The sequence below is a fragment of the Cellulomonas sp. NPDC055163 genome (assembly GCF_053607065.1).
Genome location: NZ_JBSGSU010000004.1, coordinates 306,149 through 322,062, shown reverse-complemented (window position 1 = coordinate 322,062; position 15,914 = coordinate 306,149). Strand labels below are relative to the sequence as shown.

Genomic DNA, 15,914 nt, shown 5'->3' with positions numbered 1-15,914 from the left:
GAGCCGTCAGGCGTCGCGCACCGGGAACAGGCCCTCGTCGCGGATCCGGTCGTTGAGCAGGCCCAGGTACTGCTCCTCGTCGAAGTCGAGGGGCACCTCCTGGTCGAGCCAGCTCGACAGGTGGATGGCGTTCGCGAGCCGGACCCCGTGCAGCCCGTCGGCCCCGGGCGCGACGAGCGGCGTGCCGTCGAGGACGTTCCGCGCGAAGTTCTCGAGCACGTCGGCGTGCTGCTGACCGAACGGCGACTCGAGCTCGATGACCTCCTGCGTGTACAGGGTGTCGAGGTCGACCTCGCCGGTGAACAGCCGCATGACGTCGGCCATGTCCATGCCGGCGCTGAGCTCGGCCTCGGGCTTGTGCAGGCGGGTCACCACGGCGCGCTTGCTGTCCTCGACGACGATCTTGCCCTGGTCGCCGAGGATCTCGAACCGGTCGGTACCGGCGATGTCGTACGTGCAGGTCACGAACGTGCCGGTCACCCCGTCGCCGTAGTCGACGAGCGCGGTGACCTCGTTCTCGACGGCGATGTCCCGGTTCACGCCGTAGCCGAGCTTGGAGTAGACCTTCTGCGGGACGCCGCAGATCCACTGCCACAGGTCGAGCTGGTGCGGCGCCTGGTTGACGAGCACGCCGCCGCCCTCGCCGCCCCACGTCGCGCGCCACGCGCTCGAGTCGTAGTAGCCCTGCGGGCGCCACCACGTCGTGATCGTCCAGCCGCTGCGGAGCACCTTCCCGATCTCGCCGCCCTCGACGATCTCCTTGAGGCGCTGGTAGAGCGGGTTCATGCGCTGGTTGAACATGATGCCGAAGGTCAGCTCGGGCCGGGTCGCCGCGAAGTCGACGAGCTCGTTCGCCTGGCGGGTGTAGACACCGACGGGCTTCTCGACGAGTGCGTGGATGCCCGCGTCGAGTGCCGCGATCCCGATCTCCGGGTGCAGGTAGTGCGGCACGGTCGTGACGACGGCGCCGACGTCGCCGGACGCCAGCAGCGCGGCGTAGTCGTCGTGCACGGCGACGCCCGGGTAGGCCTCCCGTGCGGCGTCGCGCTTCGCGGGGTCCGTGTCGCAGATCGCGCCGAGCGTCATGTGCGGGACGCGGCCCTCGCGGATCAGCCGGGCGTACATGCCGCCCTGCTGGCCCAGGCCGATGATGCCGAGCCGGACCGTGGTGTCGGCCATGTCTGCTCCTTCGCGTGCGTTCTCGGGGTCGGGTACCCACCCATCCACGCAGCGTCCGCGGCGGCGGTGCAAGCGGTTGCCGCCAGTTGTCGACCGCGCCCCGCACCCGGGACCCGGAGCGACCGCGGCAACTCCCGGCAATCGGTTGCCGCCCGTGCGGCGCCGTCCCTAGCGTGGCGAGCAGCCCTTCCGTCGCCGGCTGCCGGCGTACGGTCCCGTCCACCCCCTGGAGGTCCGCATGTGGGTCCTGTCCGGTTTCGCCGACGAGATCGACCCCGACCCCGAGGTGCAGTGCCAGGTCCTCGACAGCCTGGGCATCCGCTTCGTGGAGCTCCGCAGCGCCTGGGACGTCAACGTCCTGGACCTGACCGACGCGCAGGTCGCCGAGGTCAAGGGGATCCTCGACGCGCACGGCATCGGCGTCTCCTCGATCGGCTCGCCGCTCGGCAAGGTCAACGTCACCGACGACTTCGACGCGCACCTGCGCCGCACGGACCGCGCGGTCGAGGTCGCCCGGGCGCTCGGGGCCCCGTACATCCGGGTGTTCTCGTTCTTCCTCACCGCGGACCAGCGCCCCGAGGACCACCGCGACGAGGTCGTGCGGCGGATGGGCGCGATGGCCGAGCGGGCCGCTGCGGGCGGGGTCGTGCTGCTGCACGAGAACGAGAAGGAGATCTTCGGGGACGTGCCCGAGCGCGTGCACGACCTGGTGACGGCCGTCGGCTCCCCGGCGCTGCGCCTCGCGTGGGACGCCGCCAACTACGTGCAGTGCGGCGTCGTCCCGTTCCCCGAGGCGTACGCGCTGCTGCGCCCCTACACCGACTACGTCCAGATCAAGGACGCGGTCCTGGCGACGGGCGAGGTCGTCCCGGCCGGCGAGGGCGACGGCCGCCTGCGCGACACGGTCCGCGCGCTGGCCGACGACGGGTACGAGGGCTTCGTGTCCATGGAGCCGCACCTGTCCTCCGCGCACCACCTCGGCGGGTTCTCGGGCCCGGAGAACTTCGTCCGCGCGACGAAGGCCTTCACCGCGATCCTCGACGCCGAGGGGGTGCCGTACCGGTGAGCCGGCTGCGCTTCGCCGTCGTCGGGTGCGGGGTCATCGCCCCCACGCACGTCCGTGCCCTGCTCGAGCTCGCGGACCGCGTCGAGCTCGTCGCCTGCTCGGACGTGCTCCCGGAGCGGGCCCGCGCGCTCGCGGACGAGTTCGGGCTCGAGGCGAGGCCCTACGAGGACGTCCTCGCCGACCCGACGATCGACGCGGTGTCCGTCTGCACGCCGAGCGGCCGGCACGCCGAGGTGGGGGTGCCGGCGCTGCTGGCCGGCAAGCACGTCGTCGTCGAGAAGCCGATGGACGTCTCGGTCGAGGCGTGCGACCGGCTGCTCGCGGCCCAGGCGACCTCGGGCACGGCGCTCGCGGTGATCTCCCAGCACCGGTTCGACCCGGCGTCCCGGGCGGTCAAGGCCGCGGTCGACGCCGGCGAGCTGGGCCGGGTGGTGCTGGCCGAGGCGCGCGTGCCCTGGTACCGCACGCAGGAGTACTACGACTCGGGCGACTGGCGCGGGACCTGGGCGCTCGACGGCGGCGGGGCGCTCATCAACCAGGGCGTGCACACGCTCGACCTGCTGCGCTGGACGTGCGGGCCGGTCCGGACGGTGTACGCCCAGGCGCGCACCGCCGCGCACGAGCGCATCGAGGTCGAGGACGTCGTGTGCGCGACCGTCACGTTCGCGAACGGCGCCGTCGGCTCCGTCGTCGCGTCGACCGCCGCCTACCCCGGGTTCCCCGCCCGGCTGGCCGTGCACGGCACCCGCGGCGGGGCCGTGATCGAGGGCGACCGGCTCGCCGTGCTCTCGACCGTCGACGGCGTCGCACGGGGTGGCGAGGCGGTGAACGCGCACGCCGTCCAGGTCGCGACCGGGGGGACCCGGGCGGCCACGCGGGCGGTCGACGAGTCCGCCCGGGCGGTGGCCGCCGAGCTCCGCGCCGACGACACCCCCGAGCCGGCCGACACGTGGGGGCGGGCGCACCGGGCCCAGCTCCTCGACCTCGTGGACGCCGTCGAGCAGGGCCGCCCGCCGCTCGTCGACGGGCTCGAGGGCCGCAACGCCGTCGAGCTCGTCCGCGCGATCTACGACTCCGCCCGCAGGGGGGAGCCGATCACGCTCTGACCGCCCGCGCACGTTCCGCGGCCGGCACCCGGCCCCGGGTGCCACCACCGTCCCGTCCCACCCCTTCGCGAGGAGCACCCCATGGCGACCATCGGCGTCCAGGCCAGCACCATCAAGAGCGCGTTCAGCGAGCTCGGCACCTACGAGACGCTGCGGCGCGTGCGTGACCTCGGCTACCGCGCCGTCGAGATCTCCCAGGTCGCGATGACCCCCGAGAACGTCGCCGAGATGCGGCGCGCGCAGGACGAGCTGGGCGTGCGCATCGCCGCGCTCTCGGCGAGCCTCACCCCGCAGACGCCCGGCGCCGAGTCGCTGACGACGTCGTTCGACAAGATCGTCGAGGACTGCCGGACGCTCGGCACCACGATGGTCCGGATCGGGATGCTGCCGCTCGAGGCGGCGGGGTCGCTGGGGCAGGTCACGGACTTCGCCGGGCGTGCGGACGAGGTCGCGGCGCAGCTCGCCGCGGAGGGCGTCGACCTCTACTACCACAACCACCACATCGAGTTCGCGAAGCTCGACGGACGCCTCATGCTCGACGTCATCGCCGACACGGCCCCCCGGCTCGGCATGGAGATCGACGTGCACTGGGTGCACCGCGGCGGGCAGGACCCGGTCGCGACGCTCGCGCAGCACGCGGGCCGGGTGCGGCTCGTGCACCTGAAGGACTACCGGATCGGCCTCCTGCCGCCGGCCGCCGCGGAGCACCTGGCGGCGGGCGACGTCGCCGGCTTCATGCGCGAGTTCCGGGACGTCGTGCAGTTCGCCGAGGTCGGCCAGGGGACGCTGCAGTGGCGGCCCATCGTCGACCAGGCGCTCGCGAGCGGTGCGGAGTACCTGTTCGTCGAGCAGGACGACACCTACGGGCGGGACCCGTTCGAGTCGCTCGCGATGTCGCGGGACCACCTCGTGTCGCTGGGGTACGCGCACCTGTTCTGACGGGTGGCACGAGGGGCGCGCACCCCGGCCCGCGAGCGGCGGCTCGGAAAGCGCTTGCCACGGCGCGGCGTCGCATGCCAGGATCGGCGCGACACCGCACCGCCGCGGTGCGCCCGACCCGCGAAGAGGATGGCAACGATGCCGGCAGTCGCACTCGTCACCGGCGGCAACCGGGGCATCGGCCTCGGCATCAGCCGCCGACTCGTCGAGGACGGGTTCGCCGTCTCGATCCTCGCGACGCGCGAGGAGCCGGCCGACGTGCTCACGGAGCTGCGCGACCTCGCCGGCGACGGCGACCGCGTGCGGTACGTGCGCGGCTCCGTGGCCGACCTCGACGACCACGCGCGCTACCTCGACGACGCCGTGGACGCGTGGGGGCGGCTCGACGTGCTGGTCAACAACGCGGGCGTCGCGCCGAGCGTGCGGGCGGACCTCCTCGAGGCGGGCGCCGAGAGCTTCGACCGGGTGCTCGGGATCAACCTGCGCGGGCCCTACTTCCTCACGCAGGCGTTCGCGAACCGGGTGATCGGGCTGCGCGGCGACCTGGACCACCTGCCGGAGCCGCCCGAGGGCCCCGTCGCGACCGTTGTCAACGTCTCGTCGATCTCCGCGACGACCGTCTCGACCGCGCGCGGCGAGTACTGCGTCTCCAAGGCCGGCGTCGCGATGGCGACCCAGCTCTTCGCCGTGCGGCTCGCGCCCGAGGGGATCGTCGTCCACGAGGTCCGGCCCGGCGTGGTCGCGACCGACATGACCGCGGGCGTCGCCGGGAAGTACGACGCGCTCATCGCCGAGGGGCTCGCGCCGGTCAACCGCTGGGGCCGCCCGGCCGACGTCGCCGGCGCCGTCTCGCTGCTCGTGTCGGGGCAGACCCCGTACTCGACCGGCGAGGTCTTCCACGTCGACGGCGGCCTGCACATCCCCACGCTCTGACGCCCCCGCTCCCACCCCAGCCGGAGGACCCCGCGATGACCAGCCACGAGCCGCACGAGCTCACGATCGACGGGCGCGCGGTGCCGGTCGTGACCGCCAACACCGTCGTCGTCGGCACGGGGTCCGCGGGCTTCTGCGCCGCGGACCGGCTCTGGGAGTTCGGGCAGACCGACGTCGTCATGGTCGCCGACAAGATCGGCGCCGGGGCGTCGCGCAACGCCGGCTCCGACAAGCAGACGTACTACAAGATGACGCTCTCCGGCGGCGACCCCGACTCGGTCCGGGAGATGGCCCAGACCCTGTTCTCGGGCGGGGCGATGGACGGCGACAACGCGCTCGCCGAGGCCGCGCTCTCCGCGCGGGCGTTCCTGCGCCTGTGCGAGCTCGGGGTGCCGTTCCCGCAGAACCGGTTCGGGGAGTTCATCGGCTACAAGACCGACCACGACCCGCGCCGCCGGGCCACGTCCGTCGGGCCGTACACGTCGCGGAGCATGGTCGAGCAGCTCGAGAAGAAGGTCGCGCGCAACGGCACCCGCATCTACGACGAGTGCCGCGTCGTCGACCTCGTGGTGCGCGACGGCGAGGTCGCCGGGCTGCTCGTGCTGCGCACCGACGTCCCGCACGACGGCGAGCAGAGCCCGTTCCTGCTGTTCCGCTGCACCAACCTCGTGTACGCGACGGGCGGCCCGGCCGGCATCTACGCGACCCGCGTGTTCCCGCACGGTCAGTGGGGGGCGTCCGGTGCGGCGTACCGCGCGGGCGTGCACGGCAAGAACGTCACCGAGTGGCAGTTCGGGCTCGCGTCGACGCACCCGCGCTGGAACGTCTCCGGCACGTACATGCAGGTCCTGCCGCGCTTCGTCTCGACGGACCAGGACGGGAACGACGAGCGCGAGTTCCTGTCCGAGTCGGTCCCCGACTACGGCCGCCAGCTCTCGCTGATCTTCCTCAAGGGCTACCAGTGGCCGTTCGACGTGCGGAAGGCCCGCGACGGGTCCTCGCTCATCGACCTCCTCGTGTACCGGGAGACCGTGCTGCGCGGGCGGCGTGTGTTCCTCGACTTCCGCCGCAACCCGGTGCGCGACGAGCTCGACGCGTCGGCCCTGTCGCCCGAGGCCCACGACTACCTCGAGCGCGCGGGCGTCCTGTTCGGCACCCCCGTCGAGCGGCTGCAGCGCATGAACCGGCCCGCCTACGACTTCTACCTGCAGAAGAACCCGTACGTGGACCTCGCGACCGAGCTGCTCGAGGTCGACGTGTGCGCGCAGCACAACAACGGCGGCCTCGTGGTCGACGCGTGGTGGCAGTCGAACGTCCGCGGGTTCTTCCCCGTCGGCGAGGCGGGCGGGGCGCACGGCGTCTACCGGCCCGGGGGAGCGGCCCTCAACAGCGGGCAGGTCGGGGCGACGCGCGCGGCGCAGTGGATCGCGGTGCAGCGGACCTCCGCGCCCCTGGGCGACGACGACTTCGCCGCCGTCGCCGGACCGGTGCTGGGGGCGGCCCACGGGCTGGTCGAGCGGGCGACCGCCCGTGCGGCGGCCGGCGTGCCCGACAACACCGGCGACCTGCTCACGGCGGTCGGCGAGCTCATGAGCGCCAAGGCCGGGCCGGTGCGCTCGCGCGAGTCGATCCACGAGGCCCTCGACCAGGTCCGCGCCTGGCTCGCCGACTACGAGGCGACGGTCGCCGCCGACGGCGGGTCGCGCCGCGCGGTCAACCGCACCTTCCTGGTCCGCGACATCCTCACGACCGCGTCGGTGTACCTCGCGGCGATGGCCGACTACGTCGAGCACGGCGGCCGGTCGCGCGGGTCCGTCCTCTACACCGACCCCGAGGGCGCGCTGCCGCAGGTCGGCTTCGGGGACGACGCCGCGCGCGAGCTCGAGCTCCCCGAGATCTTCCGGTTCGCGCTCGACGGCGGCGCGCTCGACGGCGAGGTGCAGGAGGTCGCCTGGTCCCCGGCGGTGCCCGACGCGTCACCGGCGGCGGCCGCCCCGGCGGCGGTCCGGCCCGAGGACGGCGTGGTGGTCGACGGCTCCGGCAAGGTCACGTTCGCGTGGCGGCCCGTGCGGCCCATCCCGGAGGACGACGACTTCTTCGAGAACGTGTGGCGCGAGTACCGGGAGCACCGGAACGTCGTGTGACCGCAAGACGGGTACGCCTGGCTTGCGGAGGGCATGGCAAGAGATGATCCTCGTTGGGCCTATCGCGCCGAGAGTCGTTTTGGCCGAGGCTGCGGCTCATTAACACCTCAAGACGCGCAACAATTACACCGTCTGATTGTCCAACGTCGTCGGGCGTGCAAAGCCTCGCTGCGAATCGCGAAGTCGACTGATCGCTTTAGCCATGTTGGGCTCGCGCAGTTCGCTGTATTTGAGTTCGAGGATCTCGATTGCGTCGTCGAGTCCCCGGCCATCGTCGAGCAACTCAGCGATCGCCAAGGCCACGTCGGCGCGGATTACGTAGGAGTATGGGTCGTTGGCGAACTTGCGCATTGCCTCTAGCGCTTTGGACTCTGCACGGAGAAGAAGTGCGTGACGATCTTCGCGCATGATTCCCGGAGTTTTTACCGCGCGCTGCATCAGAAGTCGGACCGAATACCGTGCTAGCGGAGGGTCTAGACGAACCGCGTCGACGGCCTCGCGAATCTCTCGCTCAGCGAGATCGAGCTCGCCCATGTGCAAGTACTGTGCAATCAGTCTGTGGCGCGGGATGCGCTCGCCCGGCACCAGCGCAACTAGTTGGCGATAAAGTTCGACCTGCTTGTCATCGGAAGTCAGGCTGCCGATCCCATACTCGCGGTCGCACAGCTCCCTGGCCAGCCGCAACTCCAAAAAGACAGTCGGATTGAGGCCATCGAGCACTTGACGGAATAGATTGTATCTTTCGTCCTGATCGGCAAACTTGTAGTTGGCTATCGTCTGCGCGATCACGCGATGCCGGGTAGAAAGACCGAAGATGCCCTCAGTGGGTCTAATGTCGAACTCGTCAACGACTCCTTCTAGTAGTTGGAGAAGGGCTTGAACGGTGCCCGCTTCGACGCCGAGTAGCCGTAGCACGAGCTGGCGGTGCACCTGGGCGCCGGTTGCCTCCAAGGCCGCTACAAGGCGGTACACATTCTGATTATCTTCCGACAACTCGGCATACTCGCGCAGAAGAATTCCATCGAGCGATTCGGACGCAAACACATTCTTCAAGCACACATACATGTCTGCCGCGCATCGGCGACGGAGAAGTGTGTAGCGTTCGGATCGCGTCGCGAGGGCGAAGGCCGGCGCTATCATATTTCGCAACTGTGGCTGGCGGTCCACGAGGTTGAGCAGATCGTTTAAGTCAGCAGGTGTTAGGCGGGAAAGTACGAAGTCTTCACCGTGGGTGAAGAATATTGGAGACTTTGTCCTCGGCCGCCACTGTGTCGACCCGGCAGTGACAACGATGAGTAGCGCACAATCAGGAATCTGTGACAGATGCGTGAGCAACTGGTTTAGTTGGCTTAGGATCGGCGTGCAATCGTCGACCAAGAGAATCCCGTACAGGCCTGACGCGCGCAACTGCGCCTCGACGGATAGCCACTCGCTGCGCAGGAAGGGAAAGTTCGGATCGTGTTCCCAGCATGAGTAACCGAGATCTTGCATTTGCGTAAGGACTCGACGCGCCAGCGTTGTCTTACCGACGCCGCCTGTGCCGGTGATTGTCACTACAAGGCGATTGCGGTGGGAAAATGCCTGCACGATAGTAGGCTCGATCTCTCGCTGAAACGTCAGTCCGTCCGCGATGTCGGCGTACGTGGCAGGCGCGCCGTTGAACAACCGTGTTGCGTTCGAAGAAAGCGTTCGCGCATGCTCGATCGACGTCGTCTTCGACGTCAATGCGCCCTGCAATCTGATCCCAGGTCCCGGGGCGGCAAGCGGGGACGGGACATGGACTTGGGCAAGTTCATCCATAAAGGCGTCAAGGCTACCGAACGCGATGGCGTAGCCTTTGCGTTCAAGAAGGGTGGCTCGTTCTTCGTCCTCCTCGTAAATTACGGCATATAGGCGTCCAGGCGCATGGCGTTCGCGATGAAGTCGTGCAGCTTCGTCCATGTATTTCTTTATGTGCGGATCGCGAAGCGAGCTGCCGATCACTACCAGATCTCTTGTCTGTAGGTCGAGATCCAAGCGCTTGAAAAGCACTTCTCTGTAAGACGAGTACTCATCGTAGTCGCCTTCGGTTAAGACGATTCGGGCGTGTTGGCCGTCGACAGTATCCTGCGAGAGGCATCCGTGAATCTTGTAGTACGGCGTAGCGTCCGGATTTCGCTCTGAGATGTTGTAGTCGAAATTGGATCTGCTGACGGCAAGGGCGCGTCCAGCTCTTTCGTACGACCTCTCAACAAGGTAGTCGTAGTTTGTTCCGTAGAGGGCAGCCCAGTCGTATTCCGGGAGCGACAATATTCCGCCCGTTGGCTGCAAATCAGCCAGTACGGAGCGAAGTGCCGAGATCAATTCGGCGCGGCCGCGGCGAAGTTCGAGGACGCTCGCGACATCCGCGAGGTCCCCCGCGAGTCCACTCTCAGGACTAAGGAGTGCAACTAGGCGCTGTCCGAGTACGCTGCCCGCCGGACCGCCGCTCTTGACCGCAGCGCCAGCACCCAAGAAGAGCACCGTTCGTGCGGGGGTTAGGTTGCGAACCAGGTCCGGAAGTGTCAGCACGGCAGTCCCCTGTCATCACACGCATGTGGCGTATGGCAAGTGTCGCGCTTAGTAACGGCACAATCCAGGTTGAAGTCGGACGAACTATGCCAGAGGGTAGATTTCACCCACTCGGTTGCCATCGCTCGGCGAGCTGCAGTGGCGGTTCGCGTATCACGCGTCGGTCAGGAACCGCTCCGCCTCGGCGACGAGCGACGCCGCGAGCTCCGACATGAGCGCCTGGCACGTCGCCCACGCGCGGTCCTCGCCCAGCGCGTCACCGGCGGCGTGCGCGGCGAGCCCGGAGCGGAAGGCGCGGAAGACGGGTCCCTTGGGGTCGCCGAGCAGGAGAGGTGCGGTGAGCACGAAGCGCTTGGCCCACGCGTCGCCGTACTGGCGTCGGATGCCGGCGAACGTGGGCGCGAACTCCGGGTGGGTGTTGACGTCCATGCGCTCCGGATCGGCATCCCACGAGCGGTCCTGAGCCGCCGACAGGGCGATTTCCCCGCGTCGCCGGGGGCTCACGGCACGAGCCGCGGTCGCGAGTCGTCGCCGAGTCGTCGCGTGGGGGCCGGCCTGGCTCGTCCGCGTCGCCGAGCCGGTCAGGCGGTCTCTCCGGCCCCGACGTGCGCGCGGCTCACGTACGCCCACGCCGTCGCGCCGGACCCGAGCGTGACGGGGACGCGGACGTAGTCGTCCACCTCGTAGGTGTCCGCGGCGGCGAGCTCGCCGGGCGTGAGGAGCAGGAGGCTGCCGGCGACGACGTCGGCGTCCCGGCCCGTCGGCACGAGCGCCGGGTGGTGCGCCAGGCCGCTCGTGCGGACGACCTCGGCGTCGTGGATCTCGACGAGCTCGGTGCGGTACCCCGGGAGCGCGTCGGCGGTCATGGCGAGCTGGCGCCCGAACGTCGCGCGCTGGACCCGCGGGTCCTGCAGGGTGCCGTACGAGAAGAGGTGCTCCGTCATGGCGCCATCGTGCCCGAGCCGGCGACCGGGGCACGAGGCGGGCGCAGCGCGCGGTGCGGCCACGCGCCTCGTCGCCGGGCGCGGCCGGACCGGGCGGCGGGGCGGCAGCGACGAGCGTTCCGGGCCGGCGTGCTCCGAACGGGTGGCGGGCGGGCGCGGTGCGGGGTGAACTCGGGGCGATCCCGGCGCGCGAAAACAGGACGGAACGGGACGTCCGGGGCGGCCGATGCGGACCGGCGGTTGCCGCCCCGTCGGGCCCTCCGGACCATGGCAGGCGGCGCGGTGCTGCGCCCCACCACCACACCGTGCCGACCGAAAGGCCCACCATGGCCACGCCCGACGCCGCGCTCCAGCAGATCCTCGAGCTCGACGGCGCCCTCGCGATCGCCCTCGTCGACCTCGGGAGCGGGATGGCGCTCGCGCAGCAGTCGAAGGTCCCGTTCGACCTCGAGCTCGCTGCCGCCGTGAACACCGAGGTCATCCGCGCCAAGATGCGCGCGATCGAGAGCCTCGGCCTCGGCGAGACGATCGAGGACATCCTCATCACGCTCGGCACCCAGTACCACCTCATCCGGCTCTCGGCGCGGGCCGACCTGGCCGGCGTCTTCTCCTACCTCGTCCTCGACCGCAGTCGCTCGAACCTCGCGCTCGCACGCCGTGCGCTCAAGGGGCTCGAGGACCAGCTCGACATCTGAGCCCCGGGCACCCCGACATGCCCGACCAGCTCGCCGACGTCCTCGACCGCCTGCAGGCGGTCGCGGACGTCGAGCACGTCCTGGCCCTCGACACGGTCGACCGGGTCGTCCTCGCCGACGGGTCCGCCTCCGACGCGCAGGTCTCGGCGGCGCGCGCGGTCGCCGCGACGCTGGCGTTCCTCGACACGGCGGGCGAGTCGGTCGTGCGGTCCGTCGTCGAGACGGCCGACGCGGCCTACTACGCGGTGCACGACCCGGCGGGGTTCGTCGTGGTCCTCGTCGGGCCGTCGGCGTGGAACGTGGCCCTGGTCCGGCGCTCGGCGGACGCCGTGCTCCGGGACGTCGACGCGGCGGCACTGGTCGGCCCGCTGCGCGAGGAGCGCCGGGCGCCGTCGCCCGCGGGGTCGGACACCCGGACGCCGGCGCGCGGGACGTTCGCCGAGGTCCGCCGTGCGTCGATCCGCACGACGGGCACGGGCGCCTGACGCCGGAGCGAGCGGTTCCCCGGCGGGCCGCCACCGGGGCTCGCGCGTCCGGGCCGCCCGCGTCGCCCGGGTGGTCCTGAGCTGGACGGCTCGGTCCGGGAACGGCGCGGTCCGGGAACGGCTCGGTCCGGGAGTGGCTGGGTCCTGGACTGCTCGGCCCTCCGCGGCTCAGTCCTCGGGCGGCAGCGGCGGGCCGACCACGGTGATGCCGAACTCCGGCGCCGCGGCGAGCCACGCCCCGGCCTGCTGCGGGACCGACTGCTCGTCCGGCCGCGGCGGGCGGCGGTCGAGGGCGGGGGTGCCGACGGCGTCGTACAGGTCGAGCAGGCCGTCGGGCACCGTGAGCGCGAGGAACCGGGCCGGCCGGTCGCCGGTGACCCGGAAGGCGTGCGGCACGCCGGCGGGCAGCCAGACGAGGTCGCCGGCCGCGAGCCGCGCGACGTGCTCGCCGACCCGGTAGGTGAGCGTGCCGTCGAGCACGTAGAAGCACTCGGCCTCGCGGCTGTGCACGTGCAGCGGCATGGCCGCCCCGGGGAGCTGCGTCGTCACGGCGAGCCCGAGCGCCCCGCCCGTCTCGGCGGCCGTGAGCAGCCGCTCGAAGAGGCCACCGACGGCCCAGGTCGCGTGCGTCTCGGCGGCCCGGCGGACGACGGCGCCGGCGGGGACCTCGGTGACTGCGGACATGACGGCTCCGTCCTCCGGTCGCAATTCACCGGAACGTGTTTCGGATCAATGTTGCTACCGTAGGACCCGTGACGGTCCCCGACAAGACCCGCAGCTACCGCAGCCCGGCACGGGAGGCGCAGCGCGAACGCACCCGCGAGGCGGTCCTGTCCGCCGCCGAGCGGCTGTTCCTCGCCCGCGGGTACGGCGGCACGACGGCGCGGGCCATCGCCGACGAGGCCGGCGTCGCGCTCGACACCGTCTACGCCGCGGTCGGGAAGAAGCCCGACGTGATGCTCGCGCTGCTCGAGCGCGCGATCTCCGGGACGACCGACGCCGTGCCCGCCGCCGAGCGTGACTACGTCCGCGAGGTCCGCGAGGCGACCGGCGCCGAGGCGAAGATCCGCCGCTACGCCCGCGCTCTCACCGAGCTCCAGCCGAGGCTCGCGCCGCTCGTCGAGGTGCTGCGCCAGGCCGCCGTGACCGACCCGTCGTGCGCGGCCGCGTGGCAGCGGGTCGCCGACCGGCGGGCCGGCAACATGCGGCTGTTCGTCGCCGACCTGCGCGCCACCGGCGAGCTCCGCCCGGACCTGTCCGACGACGACGCCGCCGACCTCGTGTGGTCGACGAACGCCCCCGAGTACTACGGGCTGCTCGCCTCGCGGGGGTGGTCGGCGCAGCGGTACGGCGACCTGCTCGTCGACGTGTGGACGCGCACGCTGCTCACGCGACGCTGACGGAGCCCGCGGGACGGAACGCCGCCCGGTGACCCCGCGGGCTCACGCCGGACCGTGCCCGGACGCGCCGGCGGACCGCCGAACCCGCAGCGCAGAGCCACCCGGTCGAGGCCGGTCCCAGGGCCGCTCGGCCGCGCCGCCCGTCAGAGGTGCGGCAGCACGTGCCGGGCGTAGCGGTCGGCCAGCGTCGCGACGGTCTCGTCGCCCGGGGCGTCCCAGATCTCCTGCCGGAAGATCTCGACCTCGACGTCCCCGGTGTACCCGGCGGCGGCGACCCAGCGCGTGATCGTCGCGAAGTCGACGTAGCCGTCACCGACGTGGCCGCGCGAGAGCAGTGCGTCGGCGGCGAGCGGGAGGACCCAGTCGCACACCTGGTAGCCCGCGAGCCGGCCCTCGGCGCCCGCGCGGGCGATCTGCCGCTCGAGGTCCGGGTCCCACCACACGTGGTACGTGTCGACGACGACCCCGACCGTCTCGGCCGGGAACGGCTCCGCGAGGTCGAGCGCCTGGCCGAGCGTCGAGATCACGGCGCGGTCCGCCGCGAAGATCGGGTGCAGCGGCTCGAGGACGATCCGCACGCCGTGCTCGGCCGCGAACGGCACGAGGTCGGCGATGCGGTCGGCCACGCGGGCGCGGGTCGCGACGAGGTCGCGCGCGGGGTCCGTCCCGTCGGGCGTCGTAGCCGGGGTGCCCGACGACGCGCCGGAAGGTGCCGCGGAGGTGCCCGACGGCGCGCCGGTGGGTGCCGCGGAGGCGCTCGACGGCGCGCCGGTGGGTGCCGCGGAGGCCGGGTGGGACGTCGGACCCGGCGGCGTTCCCGGGTACGGCAGCGCCGGGCCGCCGGGGGCCGACGCGGCACCGAGCCCGCCGACGACGAACACGAGCTCACGCGTCCCGAGCGTCGCCGCCTCGACGACCGCGGCCCGGTTGTCCGCGAGCGCCGCCGCGATCCCGGCGTCGTCGGACGCGGTGAGGAAGCCCCCGCGGCACAGCGACGAGACGCGCAGGCCGGCGTCGGCGACGATCTTCGCGGCGAGCGGCGCGCCGACCTCCTGCACGCGGTCACGCCACAGCCCGACGGCGGGCAGCCCGGCGCGGGCGGCGCCCTCGACGGCCTCGCGCAGGTCCCACGCCTTGGTCGTCGCGGTGTTGAGGGACAGCCGCGCGAGGTCGGGGGACCCGGTGCTCACAGCGTGATCTCGGGGATCTCGAGCCGGCGACCCTCGGCCGAGGACTGCAGCCCGAGCTCGGCGAGCTGCACGCCGCGCGCGGCCGAGAGCAGCCCGAAGCGGTGCTCGCGCCCGGCGACGACGTCGCGCAGGAACTCCTCCCACTGCAGCTTGAAACCGTTGTCCAGGTCCGCGTTCGCGGGGACCTCGAGCCACTGGTCCCGGTAGGACTCGGTGACGGGCAGGTCCGGGTTCCAGACGGGCTTGGGGGTGTGCGCGCGCTGCTGGGCGACGCAGCGGTTGAGCCCCGCGACGGCCGAGCCCTCGGTGCCGTCGACCTGGAACTCCACGAGCTCGTCGCGGTACACGCGCACGGCCCAGGAGGAGTTGATCTGCGCGACGATCTCCTCGCCCGCCGGGCCCTCGACCTCGAAGATCCCGTAGGCGGCGTCGTCGGCGGTGGCCTGGTAGGGCCGGCCCTTCTCGTCCCAGCGGGTCGGGATGTGCGTGACTGTCCTCGCGGTGACCGCCGTGACGGAGCCGAGCAGGCCCTCGAGGACGTAGTTCCAGTGGCAGAACATGTCGGTGGTCATGCCACCGCCGTCCTCCTTGCGGTAGTTCCAGCTCGGGCGCTGCGCGGGCTGGTGCTCGCCCTCGAAGACCCAGTAGCCGAACTCGCCGCGCAGCGACAGGATCCGCCCGAAGAAGCCCTCGTCGACGAGCCGGCGCAGCTTCACGAGGCCCGGAAGGTACAGCTTGTCGTGGACGACGCCCGCGGTGACGCCCGCGTCCCGGGCCACGCGCGCGAGCTCGACGGCCTCGGTGAGCGTCTCGGCGGTCGGCTTCTCGGTGAAGATGTGCTTGCCCTGCTTCATCGCCGCGGTCAGGGCGGTGTACCGGCGCGACGTCACCTGGGCGTCGAAGTAGATGTCGATCGTCGGGTCGGCGAGCAGCGTGTCGACGTCGGTGCTCCACTCGGCGACGCCGTGGCGCTCCGCGAGCTCGCGGACCTTGCCCTCGTTGCGCCCGACGAGCACGGGCTCGACCTGCACGACCGACCCGTCGTCGCACGCGACGCCGCCCGCGTCGCGGATCGCGAGGATCGAGCGGACGAGGTGCTGCCGGTAGCCCATGCGACCGGTGATGCCGTTCATCGCGATGCGGAGCGTGCGGGACGTCATTGTCTCTCCGAGTGGGGTAGGCGCGGGAATGCGCTTTCCACGATAGGCCGGACGGAACGCCGTCGTCAAGGCTGGCCCGCCGCGTGCCGAGACGGGCTCGGCGCGCGCCCGGGACGCGCTCTG

15 protein-coding genes are annotated in these 15,914 nt (G+C 71.5%); 8 read left to right on the top strand and 7 right to left on the bottom strand.

Annotation, left to right across the window (positions count from 1 at the left end):
• Positions 1-6: 6 nt before the first annotated feature.
• Complete coding sequence (locus ACWFNE_RS09835; RefSeq protein ID WP_452122238.1) at positions 7-1,179, bottom strand: Gfo/Idh/MocA family protein; 1,173 nt, start codon at positions 1,177-1,179, stop codon at positions 7-9.
• A 238-nt stretch (positions 1,180-1,417) separates the two neighbouring features.
• Between ACWFNE_RS09835 and ACWFNE_RS09830 the strand changes: the two genes are divergently transcribed.
• The 5 genes from ACWFNE_RS09830 (at position 1,418) to ACWFNE_RS09810 (ending at position 7,367) form a co-directional block, all read left to right on the top strand.
• Positions 1,418-2,245: a sugar phosphate isomerase/epimerase family protein gene (locus tag ACWFNE_RS09830; protein ID WP_452122237.1), complete on the top strand. Its 828-nt coding sequence runs from the start codon at positions 1,418-1,420 to the stop codon at positions 2,243-2,245.
• Complete coding sequence (locus ACWFNE_RS09825; RefSeq protein ID WP_452122236.1) at positions 2,242-3,351, top strand: Gfo/Idh/MocA family protein; 1,110 nt, start codon at positions 2,242-2,244, stop codon at positions 3,349-3,351. The genes ACWFNE_RS09830 and ACWFNE_RS09825 overlap by 4 nt, the downstream gene beginning before the upstream one ends.
• An 81-nt stretch (positions 3,352-3,432) precedes the next feature.
• On the top strand, positions 3,433-4,290 hold the full coding sequence (locus tag ACWFNE_RS09820) for a sugar phosphate isomerase/epimerase family protein (RefSeq protein WP_452122235.1): 858 nt from the start codon (positions 3,433-3,435) through the stop codon (positions 4,288-4,290).
• A gap of 138 nt (positions 4,291-4,428) precedes the next feature.
• A complete protein-coding gene (locus tag ACWFNE_RS09815; protein ID WP_452122234.1) occupies positions 4,429-5,223 on the top strand; it encodes a 3-ketoacyl-ACP reductase in 795 nt (264 codons plus the stop codon).
• A gap of 35 nt (positions 5,224-5,258) precedes the next feature.
• Positions 5,259-7,367 carry an FAD-binding protein gene (locus ACWFNE_RS09810; RefSeq protein WP_452122233.1) on the top strand — a complete coding sequence of 703 codons (2,109 nt, stop codon included), beginning with the start codon at positions 5,259-5,261 and terminating at the stop codon, positions 7,365-7,367.
• 123 nt (positions 7,368-7,490) lie between these two features.
• Here ACWFNE_RS09810 and ACWFNE_RS09805 read toward each other — a convergent pair whose 3' ends face one another.
• From ACWFNE_RS09805 to ACWFNE_RS09795, 3 genes are all read right to left on the bottom strand, one after another.
• Positions 7,491-9,917 (bottom strand): SIR2 family NAD-dependent protein deacylase, encoded by a 2,427-nt coding sequence (locus ACWFNE_RS09805; protein WP_452122232.1) that lies wholly within the window; start codon positions 9,915-9,917, stop codon positions 7,491-7,493.
• A gap of 153 nt (positions 9,918-10,070) precedes the next feature.
• Complete coding sequence (locus ACWFNE_RS09800; protein ID WP_452122231.1) at positions 10,071-10,346, bottom strand: hypothetical protein; 276 nt, start codon at positions 10,344-10,346, stop codon at positions 10,071-10,073.
• A gap of 152 nt (positions 10,347-10,498) precedes the next feature.
• A complete protein-coding gene (locus ACWFNE_RS09795; RefSeq protein WP_452122230.1) occupies positions 10,499-10,861 on the bottom strand; it encodes a gamma-glutamylcyclotransferase family protein in 363 nt (120 codons plus the stop codon).
• 326 nt (positions 10,862-11,187) lie between these two features.
• Between ACWFNE_RS09795 and ACWFNE_RS09790 the strand changes: the two genes are divergently transcribed.
• Together ACWFNE_RS09790 and ACWFNE_RS09785 are read left to right on the top strand one after the other, a co-directional pair.
• Positions 11,188-11,556, top strand: coding sequence for a hypothetical protein (locus ACWFNE_RS09790; RefSeq protein WP_452122229.1), 369 nt, complete (start codon positions 11,188-11,190; stop codon positions 11,554-11,556).
• Positions 11,557-11,573: 17 nt separating this feature from the next.
• Positions 11,574-12,041, top strand: a complete 468-nt coding sequence (locus ACWFNE_RS09785; protein ID WP_452122228.1) for a hypothetical protein — start codon at positions 11,574-11,576, stop codon at positions 12,039-12,041.
• Between the two features lie 168 nt (positions 12,042-12,209).
• Here ACWFNE_RS09785 and ACWFNE_RS09780 read toward each other — a convergent pair whose 3' ends face one another.
• On the bottom strand, positions 12,210-12,725 hold the full coding sequence (locus tag ACWFNE_RS09780) for a cupin domain-containing protein (RefSeq protein WP_452122227.1): 516 nt from the start codon (positions 12,723-12,725) through the stop codon (positions 12,210-12,212).
• Positions 12,726-12,793: 68 nt separating this feature from the next.
• Here ACWFNE_RS09780 and ACWFNE_RS09775 point away from each other — a divergent pair, with 68 nt between their 5' ends.
• Positions 12,794-13,441, top strand: a complete 648-nt coding sequence (locus tag ACWFNE_RS09775) for a TetR/AcrR family transcriptional regulator (protein ID WP_452122226.1) — start codon at positions 12,794-12,796, stop codon at positions 13,439-13,441.
• A gap of 143 nt (positions 13,442-13,584) precedes the next feature.
• On the opposite strand, the gene ACWFNE_RS09770 is transcribed toward ACWFNE_RS09775, so the two are convergent.
• Positions 13,585-14,631 (bottom strand): sugar phosphate isomerase/epimerase family protein, encoded by a 1,047-nt coding sequence (locus ACWFNE_RS09770; RefSeq protein ID WP_452122225.1) that lies wholly within the window; start codon positions 14,629-14,631, stop codon positions 13,585-13,587.
• Positions 14,628-15,791: a Gfo/Idh/MocA family protein gene (locus tag ACWFNE_RS09765; RefSeq protein WP_452122224.1), complete on the bottom strand. Its 1,164-nt coding sequence runs from the start codon at positions 15,789-15,791 to the stop codon at positions 14,628-14,630. Before ACWFNE_RS09765 ends, ACWFNE_RS09770 begins: the two co-directional genes overlap by 4 nt.
• Positions 15,792-15,914: the final 123 nt, after the last annotated feature.

Excerpts from the sequence above, each read along its gene's own strand:
- ACWFNE_RS09835 (WP_452122238.1), bottom strand. The coding sequence starts at position 1,179 with ATGGCCGACACCACGGTCCGGCTCGGCATCATCGGCCTGGGCCAGCAG.
- ACWFNE_RS09830 (WP_452122237.1), top strand. The coding sequence starts at position 1,418 with ATGTGGGTCCTGTCCGGTTTCGCCGACGAGATCGACCCCGACCCCGAG.
- ACWFNE_RS09820 (WP_452122235.1), top strand. The coding sequence starts at position 3,433 with ATGGCGACCATCGGCGTCCAGGCCAGCACCATCAAGAGCGCGTTCAGC.
- ACWFNE_RS09815 (WP_452122234.1), top strand. The coding sequence starts at position 4,429 with ATGCCGGCAGTCGCACTCGTCACCGGCGGCAACCGGGGCATCGGCCTC.
- ACWFNE_RS09810 (WP_452122233.1), top strand. The coding sequence starts at position 5,259 with ATGACCAGCCACGAGCCGCACGAGCTCACGATCGACGGGCGCGCGGTG.
- ACWFNE_RS09800 (WP_452122231.1), bottom strand. The coding sequence starts at position 10,346 with ATGGACGTCAACACCCACCCGGAGTTCGCGCCCACGTTCGCCGGCATC.
- ACWFNE_RS09795 (WP_452122230.1), bottom strand. The coding sequence starts at position 10,861 with ATGACGGAGCACCTCTTCTCGTACGGCACCCTGCAGGACCCGCGGGTC.
- ACWFNE_RS09790 (WP_452122229.1), top strand. The coding sequence starts at position 11,188 with ATGGCCACGCCCGACGCCGCGCTCCAGCAGATCCTCGAGCTCGACGGC.
- ACWFNE_RS09785 (WP_452122228.1), top strand. The coding sequence starts at position 11,574 with ATGCCCGACCAGCTCGCCGACGTCCTCGACCGCCTGCAGGCGGTCGCG.
- ACWFNE_RS09780 (WP_452122227.1), bottom strand. The coding sequence starts at position 12,725 with ATGTCCGCAGTCACCGAGGTCCCCGCCGGCGCCGTCGTCCGCCGGGCC.
- ACWFNE_RS09765 (WP_452122224.1), bottom strand. The coding sequence starts at position 15,791 with ATGACGTCCCGCACGCTCCGCATCGCGATGAACGGCATCACCGGTCGC.